The 17,864-nt window shown below is 73.3% G+C and carries 17 protein-coding genes and 1 tRNA gene; 10 read left to right on the forward strand and 8 right to left on the reverse strand.

Translation table 11 applies throughout. The features are described 5' to 3' along the window. The first annotated feature begins 72 nt into the window (after window positions 1–72). The 5 genes from IEZ06_RS17470 (at window position 73) to IEZ06_RS17490 (ending at window position 4,351) form a co-directional block, all read left to right on the forward strand. Window positions 73–1,464, forward strand: coding sequence for a protein kinase family protein (locus IEZ06_RS17470; protein WP_189237766.1), 1,392 nt, complete (start codon window positions 73–75; stop codon window positions 1,462–1,464). Window positions 1,465–1,522: 58 nt separating this feature from the next. Continuing rightward, window positions 1,523–2,830, forward strand: coding sequence for a DUF2510 domain-containing protein (locus IEZ06_RS17475; RefSeq protein WP_189237767.1), 1,308 nt, complete (start codon window positions 1,523–1,525; stop codon window positions 2,828–2,830). A gap of 24 nt (window positions 2,831–2,854) precedes the next feature. Continuing rightward, window positions 2,855–3,466, forward strand: coding sequence for an oligoribonuclease (gene orn, locus IEZ06_RS17480; protein ID WP_189237768.1), 612 nt, complete (start codon window positions 2,855–2,857; stop codon window positions 3,464–3,466). A 371-nt stretch (window positions 3,467–3,837) separates the two neighbouring features. Continuing rightward, a tRNA-His gene (locus IEZ06_RS17485) sits at window positions 3,838–3,913 on the forward strand. Between the two features lie 159 nt (window positions 3,914–4,072). Next, window positions 4,073–4,351 carry a helix-turn-helix domain-containing protein gene (locus IEZ06_RS17490; protein WP_189237769.1) on the forward strand — a complete coding sequence of 93 codons (279 nt, stop codon included), beginning with the start codon at window positions 4,073–4,075 and terminating at the stop codon, window positions 4,349–4,351. 92 nt (window positions 4,352–4,443) lie between these two features. Here IEZ06_RS17490 and lat read toward each other — a convergent pair whose 3' ends face one another. After that, on the reverse strand, window positions 4,444–5,727 hold the full coding sequence (lat, locus tag IEZ06_RS17495) for an L-lysine 6-transaminase (protein WP_189237770.1): 1,284 nt from the start codon (window positions 5,725–5,727) through the stop codon (window positions 4,444–4,446). A gap of 220 nt (window positions 5,728–5,947) precedes the next feature. On the opposite strand from lat, the gene IEZ06_RS17500 reads away from it, so the two are divergent. Together IEZ06_RS17500 and IEZ06_RS17505 are read left to right on the forward strand one after the other, a co-directional pair. Further along, window positions 5,948–7,147, forward strand: coding sequence for a M20 metallopeptidase family protein (locus tag IEZ06_RS17500; RefSeq protein WP_189237771.1), 1,200 nt, complete (start codon window positions 5,948–5,950; stop codon window positions 7,145–7,147). A 163-nt stretch (window positions 7,148–7,310) separates the two neighbouring features. Continuing rightward, window positions 7,311–8,546, forward strand: a complete 1,236-nt coding sequence (locus tag IEZ06_RS17505; protein WP_189237772.1) for a GAF domain-containing sensor histidine kinase — start codon at window positions 7,311–7,313, stop codon at window positions 8,544–8,546. On the opposite strand, the gene trhA is transcribed toward IEZ06_RS17505, so the two are convergent. Both trhA and IEZ06_RS17515 read right to left on the reverse strand, forming a co-directional pair. Beyond that, window positions 8,531–9,205, reverse strand: a complete 675-nt coding sequence (trhA, locus tag IEZ06_RS17510) for a PAQR family membrane homeostasis protein TrhA (RefSeq protein WP_189237773.1) — start codon at window positions 9,203–9,205, stop codon at window positions 8,531–8,533. The two genes, IEZ06_RS17505 and trhA, sit on opposite strands and share 16 nt — an antisense overlap. A gap of 60 nt (window positions 9,206–9,265) precedes the next feature. Next, window positions 9,266–10,846: a penicillin-binding transpeptidase domain-containing protein gene (locus IEZ06_RS17515; protein WP_189237774.1), complete on the reverse strand. Its 1,581-nt coding sequence runs from the start codon at window positions 10,844–10,846 to the stop codon at window positions 9,266–9,268. 59 nt (window positions 10,847–10,905) lie between these two features. On the opposite strand from IEZ06_RS17515, the gene IEZ06_RS17520 reads away from it, so the two are divergent. Further along, window positions 10,906–11,754, forward strand: coding sequence for a spermidine synthase (locus tag IEZ06_RS17520; RefSeq protein WP_229798282.1), 849 nt, complete (start codon window positions 10,906–10,908; stop codon window positions 11,752–11,754). Window positions 11,755–11,876: 122 nt separating this feature from the next. On the opposite strand, the gene IEZ06_RS17525 is transcribed toward IEZ06_RS17520, so the two are convergent. The 3 genes from IEZ06_RS17525 to IEZ06_RS17535 are packed head-to-tail and all read right to left on the reverse strand — an operon-like array spanning window position 11,877 to window position 14,215. Beyond that, window positions 11,877–12,197: a type II toxin-antitoxin system PemK/MazF family toxin gene (locus IEZ06_RS17525; protein ID WP_268245608.1), complete on the reverse strand. Its 321-nt coding sequence runs from the start codon at window positions 12,195–12,197 to the stop codon at window positions 11,877–11,879. Beyond that, window positions 12,187–12,417, reverse strand: coding sequence for a DUF6290 family protein (locus tag IEZ06_RS17530; RefSeq protein ID WP_189237776.1), 231 nt, complete (start codon window positions 12,415–12,417; stop codon window positions 12,187–12,189). The genes IEZ06_RS17525 and IEZ06_RS17530 overlap by 11 nt, the downstream gene beginning before the upstream one ends. After that, window positions 12,368–14,215, reverse strand: coding sequence for a sensor histidine kinase (locus IEZ06_RS17535; RefSeq protein ID WP_189237777.1), 1,848 nt, complete (start codon window positions 14,213–14,215; stop codon window positions 12,368–12,370). Before IEZ06_RS17535 ends, IEZ06_RS17530 begins: the two co-directional genes overlap by 50 nt. 180 nt (window positions 14,216–14,395) lie before the next feature. Between IEZ06_RS17535 and IEZ06_RS17540 the strand changes: the two genes are divergently transcribed. Beyond that, window positions 14,396–15,775: a serine hydrolase gene (locus IEZ06_RS17540; RefSeq protein ID WP_189237778.1), complete on the forward strand. Its 1,380-nt coding sequence runs from the start codon at window positions 14,396–14,398 to the stop codon at window positions 15,773–15,775. 190 nt (window positions 15,776–15,965) lie between these two features. Here the strand turns inward: IEZ06_RS17540 and IEZ06_RS17545 are convergent, their stop codons facing one another. Together IEZ06_RS17545 and IEZ06_RS17550 are read right to left on the reverse strand one after the other, a co-directional pair. Continuing rightward, window positions 15,966–16,541, reverse strand: a complete 576-nt coding sequence (locus tag IEZ06_RS17545) for a superoxide dismutase family protein (RefSeq protein ID WP_189237779.1) — start codon at window positions 16,539–16,541, stop codon at window positions 15,966–15,968. A 212-nt stretch (window positions 16,542–16,753) separates the two neighbouring features. Further along, window positions 16,754–17,047: a 4a-hydroxytetrahydrobiopterin dehydratase gene (locus IEZ06_RS17550; RefSeq protein WP_189237780.1), complete on the reverse strand. Its 294-nt coding sequence runs from the start codon at window positions 17,045–17,047 to the stop codon at window positions 16,754–16,756. Window positions 17,048–17,213: 166 nt separating this feature from the next. Here IEZ06_RS17550 and IEZ06_RS17555 point away from each other — a divergent pair, with 166 nt between their 5' ends. Then, on the forward strand, window positions 17,214–17,864 hold the full coding sequence (locus IEZ06_RS17555) for a class II aldolase/adducin family protein (RefSeq protein ID WP_189237781.1): 651 nt from the start codon (window positions 17,214–17,216) through the stop codon (window positions 17,862–17,864).

Consider the following 17,864-nt stretch of genomic DNA (forward strand, 5'->3'; position numbering starts at 1 on the left):
GTTCCATTCACACTGATGGGGGCGGCGGGAGAACGGGACGGCAGCGGAGACGACGGCGGAACGGAAACGATCTTGAGCGACGGGCAGATGGAACTCGCCGGGCACCGGCTGACCGGCCGGACGTGGATCGGCGAGCTGGGGACGTGGTACTCGGCGGTGGCCCCGGCCGGCCGGCCGGCGAGCGCGCTCAGGTTCGACGCCCGGCCGTTCACCGACCCGGCGGCACGGGACCGGCTGGTCGCGGCCGTGGTCGCCGATCGCAGGCTCCTCCAGGGCGGCCTGACAGGGCTGGTCCCGGTCACCGACCTGATCACCGCGCGGGACGAGATCTGGCTGCTCACCGGGGAACCGGTCAGCCCGACCGTGACCGACCTGCTGGCCCGGCCGCCCGGCGGTCCGCGGCCCGGTGCGAGTGAGGCGGCCACCGTACTGGCGGAGACCGCGCAGACGCTGCTGGCCGTCCACGCCGCGGGGCTCGCCCACGGCGCGGTGCATCCGGGCACCGTGGTGATCGCCCCGGACGGATCGGTGCTGCTGGCCGAGCGCGGCCTGGCCGACGCCCTGCACGGGCGGCCCTCCGCCCCGGACAGGGACGTCGCGGCCTGGGCCTCGCTCGCCCGCGGGCTGGCGGCGAACTGGGCCGTGGACGCCCCCCGGGCGGCCGGGTTGTTCGAGCGGGCCGCGGTGACCGCCAGCACCCACGGCCTCGCGGCGGCCCGCGACGCCCTGCTCGCCGGGCGCGACCTGCTCCCCCCGGGGTTCCCCGCCCGCGACCGGCTGACGGAGACCGCGCACCGGTGGTCCGTGCACGACGAGCCCACCCGGGCGGCGCATCCGGCTCCGGTCCCGCTCCCGGCCGGCCGGGACGAGGAAGAGGTCGTCACGCTGCTCCAGGTTCCGGAGGGCGGCCGTACCGGAGCCGCCGTGCGGTTCGGTCCCGGGGTGCCGGCGGAGACGGCCGCCGCGCAGATCTGGCGGGAGGGAAGGAGCGGGCAGGCCACCGTGCTCGGCTCCGGCGCCGGGCGGGCACCCCGGCCGTCCCGGTCCTCCGCCCGGCGGTACCGTACGGCGCTCTCCGCGGCGATCCTCGCGCTGATGGTCGCGGGAGCGGTGGTGGTCTGGCTGCTGCGGGGCCCGTCCGTCCCCCTGGCGGTGACCGGAGTGGAGGTGCTGGCGCCGAAGCAGACGCAGCGGTGCGGCGAGACCGTCACCATCCGGGGCGTGCTCACCACCAACGGCTCCCCGGGAGAGGTCCGCTACCGGTGGAGGCAGAGCGACAGGAAGGACGAGCCGATCGAGCAGGCCCAGCGGGTGGCGGGCGGCAGGACCGAACACGTGGTGCCCCTGCGCTGGCGGGTGAAGGGCAAGGGGACCTTCAGGGGAACGGCCACCCTGGAGGTCGTCTCGCCGGTTCCGGACGGTGCGAAGATCTCCGACAAGGCGAGCATCACCTACAGGTGCTGACGAAGCATCGCAAGGTCCACAATGCACTGCATACCGGATTCTTACTACTCTGACCACTATGACCACGCAGACCCCCGCCGGCTGGTATCCCGATCCCTACGGTTCACCGCAGCTGCGGTGGTGGGACGGCAGCCAGTGGACCGACGCCACGCACCCGCTCGACTCGCCGCCCGCCGGGCAGGCCGGGCCCTCGGCGCCGCAGGGACCCCGCCAGGGACAGCCGGGAGCCCAGGGACACCCGGCGGGCCCGTCCCCGGAAGGGGCGGCGCAGAGCGGCATGACGGTTCAGATGGAGCAGCCCCAGTGGAGCGCCTCTCCCGGTGACACCCTCCGGATGCCCCCCGCGGAGCAGGAGGGCGCGGCGCACGCCGGACCGTACGGAGGACCCGCGGGCGCCGGACCGTACGGAGGACCGGCACCCGCCGCGCCCGCTCCCGGCGCACCGTACGGCGCGCCCGCCGCGCCCGCCGGGCCGTACGGGGGACCCGCGCCCGCCGGGCCGTACGGGGGCCCCGCCGCTCCCTACGGCGGAGGACCCGCCGCTCCGGCGGCCGGGCCCTACGGCGGGCCCGGCGGGCCCTACGGCGCGCCTCCCGGACCGCAGCCGGGCGGGAAGAGCCCGTGGCCGTGGATCCTCGGCGGCGGCGGGGTGGTCGTCCTGATCATCGGGATCGTGGTCGCCGCCATGTTCCTGATCGATGCGGACGGCAGGCCGGCCGCGAGCGGCTTCACCCCCCCGCCCGTGCCGACCGCGACACAGGAGCCCACTCCCGAGTCGACGCCCGAGCCCTCGCCGACCCGGGAGAGCCCTTCCGGCAACCTGCCCCAGCCGGAGAACGGACGCATCACCGACCCCGTGACCGGTCTGTCCTACGAGTTCCCCGGCGACAAGTGGCAGGTGCCCACCGGAAACCCCTCGGGAGCGCTCGGCTTCACCTGGACCAGCGCGGCGGAGACCGTGTCCCACGAGAACTTCAACGGCCAGGGCGGCAACTGGCTCGGCACCATCTACACCGCGGAGTTGCCCGCCCGGTACGCCTACGACGGGCCGAAGAGCATGGACTCCGTCACGGCGCAGATCATGCTGGGGCTGGAGCCGCTCTTCTACAGCCTGAAGCACCAGCGCGAACCCGTCGACCGCAAGGCCATCAAGGTCAGCGGCAGGGACGCCTGGCTGGTCTCGTTCGACCTGGACTTCACCGAGCTCTCGGAGCAGAACGACTTGAACTGGAAGCACGAGCGGGCCACCTTCGTGCTCGTGGACCGGGGGGAGGGCAAGCGCCCCGCGCTGCTGTACATGTCCATCCCGGACAACCTCGACACCTCGGTGACCGACCGGGTGCTCAAGTCGCTCGAACTCTCCTGAGGCGGGGGCACTACGCTGAAGGTTATGAGTGACCTGCTGGTCTGGATCGACTGTGAGATGACCGGGCTCGACCTCGGCCGTGACGCCCTCGTCGAGGTGGCCTGCGTGGTCACCGACGGCGAGCTCAACCAGCTGGACGAGGGCGTCGACGTGGTCATCAAGCCCCCGCCCGAGTCGCTGGAGCAGATGTCGGAGGTGGTGCGGGAGATGCACACCGCCTCGGGCCTGCTGGACGTGCTGGGCGGGGGTGTCACGCTGGCCGAGGCCGAGGCGCTCGTCCTCGACTACATCAAGGGCCACGTGCCGGAGCCGAAGAAGGCACCGCTGTGCGGCAACTCCATCGCCACGGACAGGTCCTTCATCGCGCGGGACATGCCCCTGGTGGACGCCTTCCTGCACTACCGGATGATCGACGTCTCCTCGGTGAAGGAGCTCGCCCGGCGGTGGTACCCGCGGGTCTACTTCGCCTCCCCGGAGAAGCAGGGCGGCCATCGGGCGCTGGCCGACATCGTCGAGAGCATCCGCGAGCTCCGCTACTACCGCGCGGCGGTCTTCGTGCCCCAGCCCGGGCCCGACTCCGCCACCGCCCGCGAACTCGCCGAGAGCGTCTCCACCCCGCCCTCCGCCCCCGCCTGAGCCTCGGCGCGGGGACGAGGGAAGACGGCGGTCACCGGCCCCCGAGCCGCGGCGCGCAGCGTCGCCGTGAAACCCGCGAGGGGGCTCCGGCGTCTGGACTGAGGAGCGAAGGAGCGCAGCGGATGAGCGACGAGGGAAGACGGCGGTCACCGGCCCCCGAGCCGCGGCGCGCAGCGTCGCCGTAAAACCCGCGAGGGGGCTCCGGCGTCTGGACTGAGGAGCGAAGGAGCGCAGCGGATGAGCGACGAGGGAAGACGGCGGTCACCGGCCCCCGAGCCGCGGCGCGCAGCGTCGCCGTAAAACAGGGTGCGTGACGACTCCCAAAGACCGCTACACTTTTCATGTGCTGCCGCCGCGAGGCGACGGACATGGTGGGCGTAGCTCAGTTGGCAGAGCGCCAGGTTGTGGTCCTGGATGCCGGGGGTTCAAGTCCCCTCGCTCACCCCAGGCGAACGGCCGGTCCTTCGGGACCGGCCGTTCTGCATTTCCCTCAAGGATTCAACTTCCCCACCAAAGAGGGACATCACGGGTTATGCTCGCTGCTACTGCTGCGCCGTAAGACCGGGGGCCTCGGCGACCTGACCGTGTTGCTTCCGCGGAGGCGGGATGAGAGTCGACGATGCAAGGTTCAACGCCGAACCCGGAGTCGTGACGGGCTTGAGCAGGCGCGAGGCCGAGGTCATGGAGCTGATCGCGGACGGTCACTCCAACGGCCAGATCGCCCGTCACCTGTTCCTCAGCGAGAAGACCGTCAAGAACCACGTGAACCGGATCTACGCCAAGCTCGGCGCGGACTCGCGGATGACCGCGATCGGCCTCTGGCGGGGGCGTGAGGGTCCCGGTGCGCCGTCCCGCCGTGAACCCGGAGAGGACCCGCCCCGGTAGCCCCGCCACCGCTCCGGACCCGGACCGGGCCGTCCGGACGGAGGGCGGGGCGGGGCCCGTGCCGACGGGCCGAGGGCCGCTGCGGCGGACGGCTAGCGGACCGGGTCGAGGACCCGGGCGATGGCGGCCGCGCCCTCCTGGAGTTCCTCCCTGGTCACCGAGAGGGCCGGGCGGAGCCGTACCGACCGCTCGCCGCAGGGCAGCACGAGCACCCCCTCGTCCTCCCGCAGGCGGGCCACCACCCGGTCCCGGTCCGCCCCCGAGGGCAGGTCGAAGGCGCACATCAGACCCCGGCCCCGGGCGTTCCCGACCCGCTCGGGGAACTTCGCCTGGATCTTCAGGAGCATCGCCAGGAGTTCCTCTCCCAGTTCTCCCGCGCGCGGGATCAGGCCGTCGCGCTCGACGATCTCCAGGATGCGGCGGGAGCGGACCATGTCCACCAGCCCGCCGCCCCAGGTGGAGTTGATCCGGCCGCTGACCCGGAACACGTTGTCCGGCACGAGGTCCACCCTGCGGCCCGCCATCACCCCGCCGACCTGGACCTTCTTGGCGAAGGCGACCACGTCGGGGCGCAGGCCGAGCTGCTGGTAGGCCCAGGGGGTGCCGGTGGCGCCGCCCCCGGTCTGCACCTCGTCCAGGACGAACAGCGCGTCGTGGGTGTGGCAGAGCCGTTCCATCGCCTGGAGGAACTCGGCGCGCATGTGGTTGTCGCCGCCCTCGCCCTGGATCGGCTCGGCGATGAAGCAGGCGATGTCGTGCGGGTGCCGTTCGAACGCGGCCCGGGCCTGTGCCAGCGCCCGCTCCTCGGCGGCCTCGACGTCGCCGAAGTGGACGGCGGGCACGTCGACGCGGGGCCAGCCGAACGTCGGGAAGCGGTCGGTCTTGACCGGGTCGGTGTTGGTCAGTGAGAGGGTGTAGCCGCTGCGGCCGTGGAAGGCCCGGGTGAGGTGGAGCACCTTCGTGCCGAGCCCGGCGGGCCGGCCGTTCGCCTCGTTGTGCCGCGACTTCCAGTCGAAGGCGCACTTCAGGGCGTTCTCCACGGCCAGTGCGCCGCCCTCGACGAAGAACAGGTGGGGCAGTTCGGGGTCGCCGAGCACGCGGGCGAAGGTCTCGGCGAAGTCGGCGAGGTGAGCGGTGTAGAGGTCGGAGTTGGCGGGTTTGTTCGCGGCGACCCGGCCGAGCAGGGCGAGGAACTCCGGATCGTCGCCGAACGGGTTCACGCCGAGCGGCGCGGACGCGAAGAAGGTGTAGAAGTCCAGGTAGGAGCGGCCGGTCCGGGCGTCGACGAGCCGGGATCCGCGGCTCCGTTCGAGATCGAGAACCAGCCGGTAACCGTCCACGAGCAGGTGGCGAGCGAGGCGGCCGTGCACGTCCATGTCCCCTCCACGGTGAGCTGGACAGATGATTCCCCCGCATTGATCCTCTTACTTGAAGATATTACGTAATATCTCCGATATTTGTGAAGATTATGCGGTGACCGTCCGGTGACACCGGCCGCCTCCGAACCCCGGCGGGGAGGACCTCGCCTCCGCCCGGGGCGCCGGGTTCCGGGTTATGGTGCCCTCGAAGAGCCCGTCCGTCCAGGAGGAGTGCCCGGTGTCCCTTCGCGAATCCGCCGCCGACATGCGGGACGAGCTGGTCCGTCTCCGCCACGCCCTGCACCGGGAGCCCGAGCTCGGCCTCGACCTGCCGCGGACCCAGGAGAAGGTGCTGACCGCACTGTCGGGCCTCCCCCTGGAGATACGGCTCGGCGAGGGCCTGAGCTCGGTCACCGCGGTCCTCCGGGGCGACCGGCCCGGCCCCACCGTGCTGCTCCGCGGTGACATGGACGCCCTGCCCGTCTCCGAGCGGGGCGCCGCGGAGGCGGTCTCCCGGCTGGACGGGCGGATGCACGCCTGCGGCCACGACCTGCACACCACCATGCTCGCCGGGGCCGCCCACCTGCTCTCGGCCCGGCGCGACCGGCTCGCCGGGAACGTGGTCTTCATGTTCCAGCCGGGCGAGGAGGGGCACCGGGGCGCGAAGATCATGATCGACGAGGGCGTGCTCGACGCGTCCGGCGAGTGGCCGGTCGCCGCCTACGCCCTGCACGTGATCAGCTCGGTCCTCCCGAACGGCCTCTTCCTCACCAGGACCGGGCCGATCATGGCGGCCGCCGACCGGCTCGTCGTGACCGTGCGCGGCGCCGGGGGGCACGGCTCGGCGCCGCACCTGGCCAGGGACCCGATCCCCGCCGCGTGCGAGATGGTCCTGGCGCTCCAGTCGATGGTGACGCGCGGCTTCGACGTGTTCGACCCGGTGGTGGTCACCGTCGGCTCCTTCCACGCGGGCACGGTCGACAACGTGATCCCCGAGGAGGCCAGGTTCGAGGCGACGATCCGGTCGTTCTCCGCCGCCTCCCACGAGCGGGTCCGGGAGCGGGCGGTCACCCTCGTCGGAGGCATCGCCGCGGCGCACGGACTCGAGGCGGAGACCGTGTTCGAGATGGGCTACCCGGTCACGGTCAACGACGGCGCCGAGGCCGACTTCGTCGGCGAGACCGTCCGCGAGGTCTACGGCGAGGAGCGGTTCGCCCGGGCGCCGCAGCCGTTCACCGGCGCGGAGGACTTCTCCTACGTGTGCGACCGGATCCCGTCGGCCTTCGTGGCCCTCGGCGCGTGCCCGCCGGACCTCGACCCGCGCAGGGCCGCCTACAACCACTCCCCCGAGGCCCGCTTCGACGACGGGGTCCTGACCGACGGCGCCGCCCTCTACGCCGAGCTCGCCGCCCGCCGCCTCGCCCCGGCCGCGGGCTGACCGCCGCCGGCTCCGCTTCCCGCCGGTAGACCCGGCGCGGCCTGGGCATGGACAGGTGAGTACGGGCGCACGGGCACGGACGGGCGCCGACGAGCACGGATGAGCACGACTCGGAACGGACGACCTCGAAGTGGGTTCCCGGAAGACTTTGGACGCGTTGCGGATGCCGGAGACACCGATACCGGCCGACGAGGCCGAGCGGCTGCAGGAGATGGACGACCTGCAGGTGCTGAACCCCGCCCTCGAGCCCGAGCTCCAGGCCGTCGCCACGCTGGCCGCGCGCATCTGCGGGGCCCCCATCGCGCTGGTCAACCTGGTGGGCGGGAAGCGGCAGCACTTCAAGGGCCGCGTGGGCATCGCGCTGAGCGGCGTGGACCGCGACAGCGGGTTCTGCCCGTACACCGTCTTCGACCGCGAGCTGCTGGAGGTGACCGACGCGCTGACCGACCCGCGCTTCCAGGAGGACCCCCTGGTCGCCGGCGAGCCGCACGTGCGCTACTACGTCGGCGTGCCGATGATCAGCAGCCGGGGCCACGCCCTGGGCACCGTCTGCCTGTTCGACCACCGGCCGCGCCGGCTGACGCCCGAGCAGCACCAGGTCCTGCGCGTCCTGGCGGCCAACGCCACCATGCTGCTGGAGTTGCGGGGCCACGCCCGGGAGGCCGAGCGGGTCACCCGGAGCCTGCGCGAGGTGCAGGAGCTCAAGGCGCAGTTCCTGCGCACGATCAACCACGAGCTGCGCACCCCGATGACCTCGATCCGCAGCTACCTGCACCTGCTGGAGGAGGACGAAGGACTGGACGAGCTCACCCGGGACAGGTTCCTGCAGGTCGTCGAGCGCAACACCACGCACCTGATGGACCTGCTGGACGAGTTGCTGCTGCTGGCCAGCCTGAACGCCGGGACCGCCGTGTTCACCCCGGGGCGGGCCGATCTGGCCGACATCGCCCGGCGCGCGGTCGACGCCGTCGCCGGGGAGGCCGAGGGCAGGGAGCACTCCCTGCGCCTGGACGCCCCGGCCGGGGCGCAGGTGCGGGTCGACGCCGGACGGCTGGAGCACGCCCTGCGGCACGTGCTGAGCAACGCGATCAAGTTCACTCCGCCCGGCGGCTCCATCGACGTCGCAGTCAGCCGCGACCCCGTACCCACGCTGGAGATCCGCGACACCGGGATCGCCGTCGGGGTGGAGGACCTGGAGCACGTCTTCGAGGACTTCTACCGCGCCTCGAACGCCGAGGAGCAGGCCATCGCCGGTCTGGGCATCGGCCTGGCCATCACCTCGAAGATCGTCCGGTGGCACGGGGGCGTCGCGCGGATGGAGAACGAGGAGCACGGGGGCATCCACGTCACCCTCACTCTTCCCGTCCCCGCACCCCGCACGGCTCAGGACGCCCCGTAGACCACCAGGGAGACCGCGATGTACTGCACCAGGTAGGCGGCGAGGGTGAAGGCGTGGAAGACCTCGTGGAACCCGAACCAGCGGGGGGAGGGGTCGGGGCGGCGCAGGCCGTACACGACGCCGCCGACGGTGTAGAGGACGCCGCCGACGAAGATCAGCGCCACCGCGGCCACGCCCGCGCCCTCCGCGAGCTGGGGCAGCACGAAGACGGCCGTCCAGCCGAGGGCGATGTAGAGGGCCGTGGACAGCCAGCGGGGCGCCTGGGTCCACAGCACCCGGAACAGCACGCCCGCGACCGCCCCGGCCCAGACCACGGACAGGACCACCACCCGGGCGGAGCCGTCCAGCGCGAGCAGCGCGAACGGGGTGTAGGTGCCCGCGATGATCAGATAGATGTTGGCGTGGTCGAGCCGGCGCAGCACCTCTTCCAGGCGCGGCGAGAGTCTGCCCCGGTGGTACGTCGCCGAGATGCCGAACAGCAGGCCCGAGGTGATCGCGTAGATCACGGCGGCGAGCCGCGCCTGCAGGGTCGGCCCCAGGGCCACGAGGACGAAACCGGCGACGAGCGTGACGGGCAGCGCCCCGGCGTGCAGCCATCCGCGGAGCCGCGGCTTGATCGACTCCGGGAGCGACGTCTTCTCAGAAGCGGTCGTGGTCATGAACCTACGGTACCGTAACTTACGTCTACGTAGGTTGTGATCCGCCCTACAGTTCCTCCCCTACAGCGCCCGCAGGAAACGGGCCGCGACGGGCAGGGCCGTCCCCGCCCCGCTCCCGCCGTTCTCCACGAACACCGCGAAGGCCACCCCGTCCCGGTAGCCGACGAACCAGGCGTGCTCCCCGGTCGCCGCCTCGGCGGTGCCCGTCTTGCCCGCCGTACCCTCCGGCAGCGGCACGCCCGAGGCGCTCCCCTCCGTCACCACCGCCCGCATCATCGTGCGCAGCCCCTCGGCGACGCCCGGTGGGAGTGGGCGGTCCTCCTCCTCGCCCCGCCGCCGCGTCATGGTCGGGGAGTGCCAGTGCCCGCTCTCCACCGCGGCGGCGGCCAGGGCCATGCAGAGCGGGCTGGCCTCCACCGAGTTCTGGCCGAAGGAGTCCGCCGCCAGCTCGTCGCCGGTCGTGTGCGCCCGGATCGAGCCGCACCGGCCCGGGACCCCGGGGAGGGGCCGGTTGAACCCGAACAGCTCGGCGGCCCGCACCAGGCCGCCGTCCTGCAGACCGGTCACCGCCCGCTCGGCGAAGGCGGTGTTGCAGGAGACGGCGAAGGCGCGGGTCAGCGTGGTCTCGCCGAGCGCGGTGACGGACGAGGCGTTGCGGAACGGGTATCCCCCCGGAGGCGAGTAGGAGTCCGGGCAGGACACCGGCGAGTCCGGAGTGAGTCCTGCGGACAGCAGCGCCGCCGCGGTGACCACCTTGAACGTCGAGCCCGGCGGATACAGGCCGAGGAACGCCTTCCGGCCCCCCAGCCGGTCGGCGACCGCGAGGACCTCGCCGGTGCCGGACCCGACCGCGACGATCGCGGCGGGACGGCCGACGCCGTCCAGCGCCCGGGCCGCCGCCGCCTGGACCCGGCGGGAGAACGTGGTCCGGACGTCCTCGGCGGGCGGCGGCCCGGATCCCAGGAGCCGCCGGACGCCGCCGCCCGGCTCGACCGCCTCCAGCACGAGCCCCGCGTCCTCCCCGTCCTCCCCGGCGGCCTCCCCGTCCTCCTCGCCCTCCCCGGCGGCCTCGCCGAGCAGGCCCTCCCGCAGCTCCGCGAGGTAGTCCTCCGCCCCGCTGTCGCGCGGGAAGCGGGCGCCCGAGGAGGTGACCAGCCGGGCCCGCGGCGCCGGGATCTCCCTGGTCCGCAGCCGCCCGCCGCCGGCGAGCGCCGGGTGGAGGGTCTCCGGGGCCCAGGCCACCTTCCACTCCCCGTCCTCGCGGGCGAGCTTCAGCGTCGAGGAGAACGGCCACTCGCCGAGCTCCTCGATCTCGCGGACCCCCTCGAACGGCAGCTCGGCCGCCCGGTCGCCCCGGAGCCTGATCGCCCCCGGGGTGACGGTCAGCGACTCGACGCCCAGCTCCTCGGCGAAGGCCCGGTGCCGCTCGATGAAGTCCGCCGGGGCGCCGCCCGCGAGCCGTTCCATCGCGGCCAGGTCGCCGCCCTCCCAGGCCGTCAGATAGGCCCCGGCCACCTCCTCCGCGCTCGCCGGGCGCCGCTCGCTCCCGGAGGACGGCAGGGGCCGCGTGAGCGCGTAGACGCCCCCGCAGATGATGACGAGCACGACGGTGACGAGAGCGAGGAGCGGCCGGGTGCGCATACGGTTTCTCCCAGAAGAGTCTCCACCCGGTGTATATCAGAGGAAAGAGGATCAAAGGGATGTCCAGGCGGGAAGCACAGGGGCCGATGCCGGGCCGTTACCCGGTGACCTTCGGGGAGGTCGACCTGCTGCGCGACCTCGACAGGCCCTCGGGCTGGGTCGTCTCCTCCGGCGGCGTCCCCCAGTCCTACGTCGACCTGGACGACCCCACCTACCTCGACTTCGAGTACGTCCAGCTGATGGCCCTGGTGATCGACCTGCTGGACGAGGGGCCGCTGGACGCCGTGCACGTCGGCGGCTGCGCCTGCACCCTGCCCCGCTACGTGGCGGCGACCCGCCCGGGGTCCCGGCAGATCGTCGCCGAGCCCGACGGCGGCCTGGTCCAGCTCGTCCGCGACCAGCTCCGCCTGAAGTCCGTTCCCCGGCTCAAGGTGAGGATCCTCGACGGCCGCAGCGCCACCGCCGGGCTCGCCGACCGCTCGGCCGACCTGCTCGTGCTGGACGCCTTCAGCGGCGCCATGATGCCGCTCGACCTGGCCACCTCCGAGTACATGGGCGAGGTGGCCCGAGTGCTGCGCCCGTCGGGGACGCTGCTGGTCAACATCGCCGACGGCAAGGGGCTGGCCTTCGCCCGGCGGGTGCTCGCGACGATCGGCGGGACCTTCCGCCACGTGGCGATGCTGGCCGAGCCCGGCGTGCTGCGCGGCCGCCGGTTCGGCAACCTCATCGCCGCCGCCTCACCAGCCGCCCTCCCCCTGGCCGGGCTGACCCGCCGGGCCGCGGGCGGCCTCACCCAGGCCCGCTGCCTGCACGGAGAGGAGCTCACCCGCTTCGTCGCCGGGGCCCCGCCGCTGAACGACGGCGACCCCGTGGTCGTCCCCGTCCCCCCGCCCGCCGTCTTCGGCTGACGGCAGGCCGAGGTCATGCCACCACGGCACACAAGAAGATCATCCGGCATAAGACTCGATCGTCCGCCGGGTGATCGAGCGGCGTGAACCGATAACACCCTCTCGCTCACGAGGGAGAGGGATCAAAGAAGCCCGTGGTAGAGCCGGAGCGCGTCATCCAGCGCATCCATCTCCTCGTCGTCCAGAACGCCGACCCACTGCGTCAGTTTCGTGACGTCCACCGCCAACATCTGCTCAAGCAGGATTCGACACTTACGGCCCTCGATCTCCGCTTCGGGACGTGTGAGACTCACGCGCGCGGAGGTGGATGTGGGAGCGACCGTCACGACCGAACCGATGAAGCTCGTCGCCGTCACCACAACGGCGTACCGCCGTCCCTGCTGCGTGTGGTCCCGGGATTGGGCGGGCAAGGTCACATGGAAGATCGATCCTTTACGAAGCAAGGTACCGCGCCCACTCTCGGATCCGTTCGGCCTCCTCTCGTTCGGCCGGGTCGTTGGCGATGTCAGCCGACTCCTTCCGCATCCTCTCCTGCATAGTGGTGAACCACGCCAGATGGATGGCTTTCCGGACGACCTCCGAAACCGACTCGCCCATCTCCTCTGCAACCTGCTCAAGCTCTTTGCGCGTCTTCTCGTCGAGCCGCACCGTCACTGTCGTCATGAGAAAAACGTAACACAATTTGTCTTACGCTCCCATGGTCGATCGGGACCGGCACCCAGGCCCGCACGCGGGTGCCCTCCCCCGGCGCGCTGGACACCTCCAGGTTCCCGCCGAGCGCCCGCAGCCGGTCGGCCAGCGGCCCGAGTCCCCGGCGGCCGGTCGCCGCCGGGTCGAAGCCCTTCCCGTCGTCGGCCACCACGGCCTGGAGCCGCCCTCCGGCGTGCGCCAGCCGTACCTCGATCCGGGTGGCGGCGGCGTGCTTGAGCGCGTTGGCGACCGCCTCGCTCACCGTGAAGTACATCGCGCCCTCGACCTGGTCGGGGAAGCGCCGGGCCCGCAGCCCGGGGGCGGCGGTCACGGTGGTCGCCACCGGCAGGCGCGAGCAGCGCTCCTCGACCGCCTCGGCCAGCCCGCCCTGGCTGAGCGCGGACGGGTGGATGCCCGCCGCCAGCTCCCTCAGGTCGGCGAGTGCCTGGCGCGCCTGCTCCCGCAGCAGGGCCAGCAGCTCCGGTCCCCCTCCGGTGGCCCTGGCCAGCTCCAGGCCCGCGATGAGTGCGACGAGCTGCTGCTGCGCGCCGTCGTGGATGTCCCGTTCGATCCGCCGCCGCCCCGCCTCCTCGGCGTCGACCAGCCGGGCGGCCAGCGCCGCGCTCCGGATCGCCAGCCCGACCGGTACGGCCAGCGCCTCCAGCAGCCGCCGGTCCTCGGCCGTGACGGGCCCGGCGGTCTTCGGGCCGCAGGCGATGTGCCCCAGCCCGGCCGGCACGGTGAGCACCGCCTCGCCGTCCTCCTCCCCCGCGACCACCCGCGTGCCGTCGGCCAGCGCGACGGCCGCCCACCGGACCTCCAGCCCGGCCCGTACGGCTCCCGCCAGCCGTTCGAGCTGCTCGACCGGGTCGGCGTCCTCCAGCCCCGGGCCGATCTCGGTCAGCAGCTCGTCCACCGTGGGCCGCAGGTCGAAGACGAGGAAGAGCCTCGACCCCCGGATCCCCACCCGGACGTCGAGGAGGTTGTGCCGGAACACCGCCGCCGCGATCACGGCGGGCATGGCGGCCATGATGGTGAGGGCGCCGAACCAGCCCGCGGCTTCCTGGCCCTTCTCGGCGAAGACCCCCGTCAGGACGTACCCGCCGAGGTTGGCGACCGTCCCGGCGATCATCCAGCGCAGCGGGCGGCGCTCGGCCGCCGGGCTCCGCAGGCAGCGCAGGACGAGCGAGGCCAGCACCGCGAGCGCGGCCAGGAAGGTCGCCAGCTGCCCCAGCCCGCCTGCGACCCCGGCGACCAGATCGGCCGTCCCGCCGAGGTTGAACGGGTTGCCCCCGGAGAAGAAGGACGCGTAGATCTCGTCCGGGCTCAGCAGGATGCCCAGCCAGTAGAGGGCGATCACCGCTGCGGCGATCCGGGAGCCCGCCCGCCAGCGCGGTGAGGGCAGCCGCCCGCCGGGGAAGAGCAGCGGGATGAAGACCCAGCTCAGGCCGTAGAAGACGGGGAAGAACGAGAGCATCAGGACGCCGGCGACGGCCGCCGGTCCCGGGCCTCCGTGCAGCAGGAGGCCGTATCCGGACGCCCCGAGCCCCAGGCAGCCGGCGGTGGCCAGCAGCAGCCAGCCGTACACGTTGTCCGGGCGGCGCCGCGCGATGAGCAGGCCGAGGGCGGGCAGCGACAGGCACGCCGCGGTGAACACCCACTGGGTGAACGGGACGGGCAGGCCGGTCTCCATGACCGCGCCCGCGACGATCCCGGCCGAGGCCGCTCCGGCCGCCGCGCCGGAGAGGAGACGAGCCCTGGTGGATGCCATGGAACGCAGGGTGGCCCGCCACCGGGCCCGCCGTCCATGAGGTTGTCCGCACACCGGGTGCAGTTTGCCGCACCCCTGGAAGACGGGGGTCTGCCGGGTACTGCGCCGCCGCGCCGCTCCCTAGGTTCGGACCGAGGCCGCCGGAGGGGCGGCGCAGTACCACGACGACGAGGAGTCCCCATGCGACCGCTGTCCCGACCGACCCGCCTCCTGGCGGCGGCCCTGGCCGCCGCGGCCGTCCCGGTGATCGCGCTCACCGGCGGGCAGGCGGCGCAGGCCGCGCAGGCCGCGCCGGTCACCGTCTCCGCGGTCACCGCCGCCCCGGAGATCCCCGACAGCCCGGCCGGCCGGCAGCTCCGCTGGTTCCTGGGCGCGCCGGACCGGGCGCCGCTCTCCGAGAGCGAGCTGGCCGAGCACGTCAACGCCGCCTTCCTGGCGGAGCTGACCGTCGGGAACCTCAACGCCTTCCTGGGGCACGTGCGCGGCCTCACGCTGGAGAAGCTCACCGAGGTCACGCCCACCGCGCTGACCGGGACGGGGAGGATCGGCCAGAAGGCGGCCGAGATCCGGATCCGGGTCGACGCGCAGGGGAAGATCGACCGCCTCGGGGTGGGGGACCCGCAGCCGCAGATCCCGGCCGCCCCGAAGAGCTGGTCCGAGCTCGACACCCGGCTGCGCAAGGCCGCCCCCGAGGTCGGCTTCCTCGCCGCGGAGATCGACTCCCGGGGCCGGTGCCGGACCGTCCACGGCCTGGCCGCGGACAGGGTCCGGCCGCTGGGCTCGATCTTCAAGCTCTACGTGCTCGGCGCGGTGGCCGAGAAGGTCCGGGACGGGAGGCTGAGCTGGGACACGGAGCTCACGATCAGGCCGGAGTGGAAGAGCCCGAGCGAGGGCGGCCTGTACGAGCGGCCGGACAACAGCACCGTCACGGTCCGCGAGGCGGCCGAGCTGATGATCTCTATCAGCGACAACACCGCCACGGACATGCTCATCCACACCGTCGGCCGCAAGGCCGTCGAGTCCAAGGTGCGCCAGTGGTCCGACCACACGAAGGGCAACATCCCCTTCCTGACCACCAAGGAGTCGTTCCTGCTCAAGGGCGTCGACTACCCGCGGCACGCCAGGGCCTACCTGTCGCGGGACGCCCGGGGCAGGCGCGCCTACCTGGAGAACGTCGTGGCCGGGCTGAAGCTCACCGACATCAAGGAGTGGACCGCGCCCCGGGAGATCCACACGCTGGAGTGGTTCGGCTCGCCGAAGGACGTGTGCCGGGCCTACAGCGGGCTGGCGAAGCTGTACAGCGAGCCGCTGAACAAGGCGCTCTCGGCCAGCGACATCGGGATCGGGCTGGACTCCGCGAAGTGGCCCGTCGTCTGGGCCAAGGGCGGCTCCGAGCTCGGCGTGTTCGACCTGGCCTACGCCGCCCGCACGGCCGCCGGGAGGACCTACGTCGTCGTCCCGCTGACGAACGACCGCAGGAAGCCGCTCGACGAGGCCAAGGTCGCCCCCGAGCTCATCTCGCTCAGCCGCGGCGCGTTCGCGCTGCTCGCCAAGAGTTGACCCGGGCGGCGCGCACCGGTGGCACCGGTTCGTGCCCTCCCCCGAGGAAGGCGCGAACCGGTGCCCGTCCCGGTATGCCGCCCGGGGCCGCGCCGGTGCCCGTCCCGGCTCACCGCCCGGGGCCCGGCGGAGCCCGTCCCCGCCCGCGGCGAACCCGACGCGGGCGGCCCGGGGCCCGGCGGAGCCCGTCTCAGCTCGCGGCGAGCGTGACGCAGGCGACCCGGGGCCCGGCGGAGCCCGCGTCGGCCCCGGCCGTCCTGGTCGGCTCGGCGTGGACGACCAGCGAGCGGGGCGGCCGGCCCGGGGCGAACGCCCAGTCCTGCTTCGCCGTCGCGGTGGCCGCGCCCCGCCGGTCGGTGGTGAAGTCGAGCCAGACCTCGCTGGCGGCGCTGGCGTGGGAGTGGTGGCCGTCGCGGTAGTGCGGTCCGGCGTCGTCGGGGTCGGCGCCGCACGGGTTCACGTGCAGGTGCACGCCGTACGTCCGGCCGGGCAGGAAGCCGCGGACCTCGACCTTCGCCGTGGACAGCACCGCCCCGGACTCCGCCGTCACGCGGGCCCACGCCCCGGGCGGCACCAGCGCCCTGTCGTAGGCGATCGCGGTGGCCCGCGGGGCGGGCGCGCCGAACGCGCCGCCGCCGGAGAGCACGGTCCCCTCCGGGGTCACGTCGTGCACGGCCGGCCGGGCCCTGTCCTCCGGGTCCCCCTGTCCGCCGCACGCCGCGACGAGCAGGGTGACGGCTGCGAGAATCCACGGCAGGCGGCGCATCGGCATCTCCTCGGCCCGGCGGGAAGGACGCCCCACTCTAGCGAGTGACCGTCCGGGCACGCAGGGTGTTCGACCGATGGAGCTCCCACTCGCCTCCCGGCGCCCGCGCCGTACGGCGGGCACCGCACCGTACGGCGGGCCCGCACTCCACGGCGGGCACCGCACCGCCGGACCGCCGGGAGGAGCGGACGGCCGGGAGGGCCGGACGGCCGTCAGGCCCCGTGGGCGGCGGCGATCCCGTCGATGCGGGCGGCCAGCGCGAAGTCGTTCTCGGTCAGGCCGCCGGCGTCGTGGGTGGTCAGGGCCAGGTGCAGGGTGCGCCAGCGGATGTCGATGTCGGGGTGGTGGTTCATCTTCTCGGCCTCGACCGCGATCTCGTCGACGATGCGGATCGCGGTCGGGAAGTCGGGGGCGGCCACCTTCCGGCGGATCTCGTCGCCCTCGCGCCGCCACTCGGGCACCTCGGCCAGCCGCCGCTGCACGGCGGAGTCGTCAAGCAGGTCCATCGCCCCAGGAGATCACATCACAGACGGGACGCCGAACAGCGCCACGCCCGCCCCCGGCCGTTCGGGGCTCTGGGCCCCTCGACTCGCGCCGGGCGGCCACGCCTTCTGCGTGACGGAGTAAGTTGCGGTTTGCCCCTTATTACCGGAAAGCCCTACGTTTATGGTCATGCTGCTGGCCGACCAACGCCGCCTGCTGTGCGAGTACGGCCGCCGGGCCGCCGAGACCGGACTGGTCGTCGGGACCGCCGGCAACCTGAGCGTGCGCGCCGGGGACCTGGTCGCGGTCACGCCGAGCGGGGTCCCCCTGGACCGGCTGGAGCCCGAGGCCTGCCCGGTCGTCGACATCGCGGGCCACCTGGTCGAGGGCGCGCTGCAACCCTCCTCCGAGACGCCGATGCACCTGGCGGTCTACGCGAGCGGCGACGCCGGGGCCGTGGTGCACACCCACTCCGTCTTCGGCGCCGTGGTCGCCTCCACCATGACGGAGCTGCCGGCGATCCACTACACCGTGCTCCTGCTCGGCGGACCCGTCCGGGTCGCCGAGTACGCCACCTACGGCACCCCGGAGCTGGCCGCGAACGTCCGCGCCGCCCTGGCGGGCGGCAGGAAGGCCGCGCTGCTGGCCTCCCACGGCGGCGTCACCCTCGGCGACGACCTGGCGGGCGCCTTCGAGGCGACCCGGCTGCTGGAGTGGCTCTGCGAGGTCTACGTCCGCGCCAGGGCGGTCGGCGAGCCCCGGGTGCTGACCGACGAACAGCTCGCGGCCGTGGCCCACCGCGCCTTCAACCCCCCGACGTTCCCCACCCGCGAGGACTGA

The organism is Planomonospora antibiotica, from assembly GCF_014647955.1.
Taxonomy (GTDB): domain Bacteria; phylum Actinomycetota; class Actinomycetes; order Streptosporangiales; family Streptosporangiaceae; genus Planomonospora; species Planomonospora parontospora.

What these genes read in the sequence shown, in the direction of transcription:
- IEZ06_RS17475 (WP_189237767.1), top strand. Translation starts at nt 1,523, where the DNA reads ATGACCACGCAGACCCCCGCCGGCTGGTATCCCGATCCCTACGGTTCA.
- orn (WP_189237768.1), top strand. Translation starts at nt 2,855, where the DNA reads ATGAGTGACCTGCTGGTCTGGATCGACTGTGAGATGACCGGGCTCGAC.
- IEZ06_RS17490 (WP_189237769.1), top strand. Translation starts at nt 4,073, where the DNA reads ATGAGAGTCGACGATGCAAGGTTCAACGCCGAACCCGGAGTCGTGACG.
- lat (WP_189237770.1), bottom strand. Translation starts at nt 5,727, where the DNA reads ATGGACGTGCACGGCCGCCTCGCTCGCCACCTGCTCGTGGACGGTTAC.
- IEZ06_RS17505 (WP_189237772.1), top strand. Translation starts at nt 7,311, where the DNA reads ATGCCGGAGACACCGATACCGGCCGACGAGGCCGAGCGGCTGCAGGAG.
- trhA (WP_189237773.1), bottom strand. Translation starts at nt 9,205, where the DNA reads ATGACCACGACCGCTTCTGAGAAGACGTCGCTCCCGGAGTCGATCAAG.
- IEZ06_RS17515 (WP_189237774.1), bottom strand. Translation starts at nt 10,846, where the DNA reads ATGCGCACCCGGCCGCTCCTCGCTCTCGTCACCGTCGTGCTCGTCATC.
- IEZ06_RS17520 (WP_229798282.1), top strand. Translation starts at nt 10,906, where the DNA reads ATGTCCAGGCGGGAAGCACAGGGGCCGATGCCGGGCCGTTACCCGGTG.
- IEZ06_RS17530 (WP_189237776.1), bottom strand. Translation starts at nt 12,417, where the DNA reads ATGACGACAGTGACGGTGCGGCTCGACGAGAAGACGCGCAAAGAGCTT.
- IEZ06_RS17535 (WP_189237777.1), bottom strand. Translation starts at nt 14,215, where the DNA reads ATGGCATCCACCAGGGCTCGTCTCCTCTCCGGCGCGGCGGCCGGAGCG.
- IEZ06_RS17540 (WP_189237778.1), top strand. Translation starts at nt 14,396, where the DNA reads ATGCGACCGCTGTCCCGACCGACCCGCCTCCTGGCGGCGGCCCTGGCC.
- IEZ06_RS17545 (WP_189237779.1), bottom strand. Translation starts at nt 16,541, where the DNA reads ATGCGCCGCCTGCCGTGGATTCTCGCAGCCGTCACCCTGCTCGTCGCG.
- IEZ06_RS17550 (WP_189237780.1), bottom strand. Translation starts at nt 17,047, where the DNA reads ATGGACCTGCTTGACGACTCCGCCGTGCAGCGGCGGCTGGCCGAGGTG.
- IEZ06_RS17555 (WP_189237781.1), top strand. Translation starts at nt 17,214, where the DNA reads ATGCTGCTGGCCGACCAACGCCGCCTGCTGTGCGAGTACGGCCGCCGG.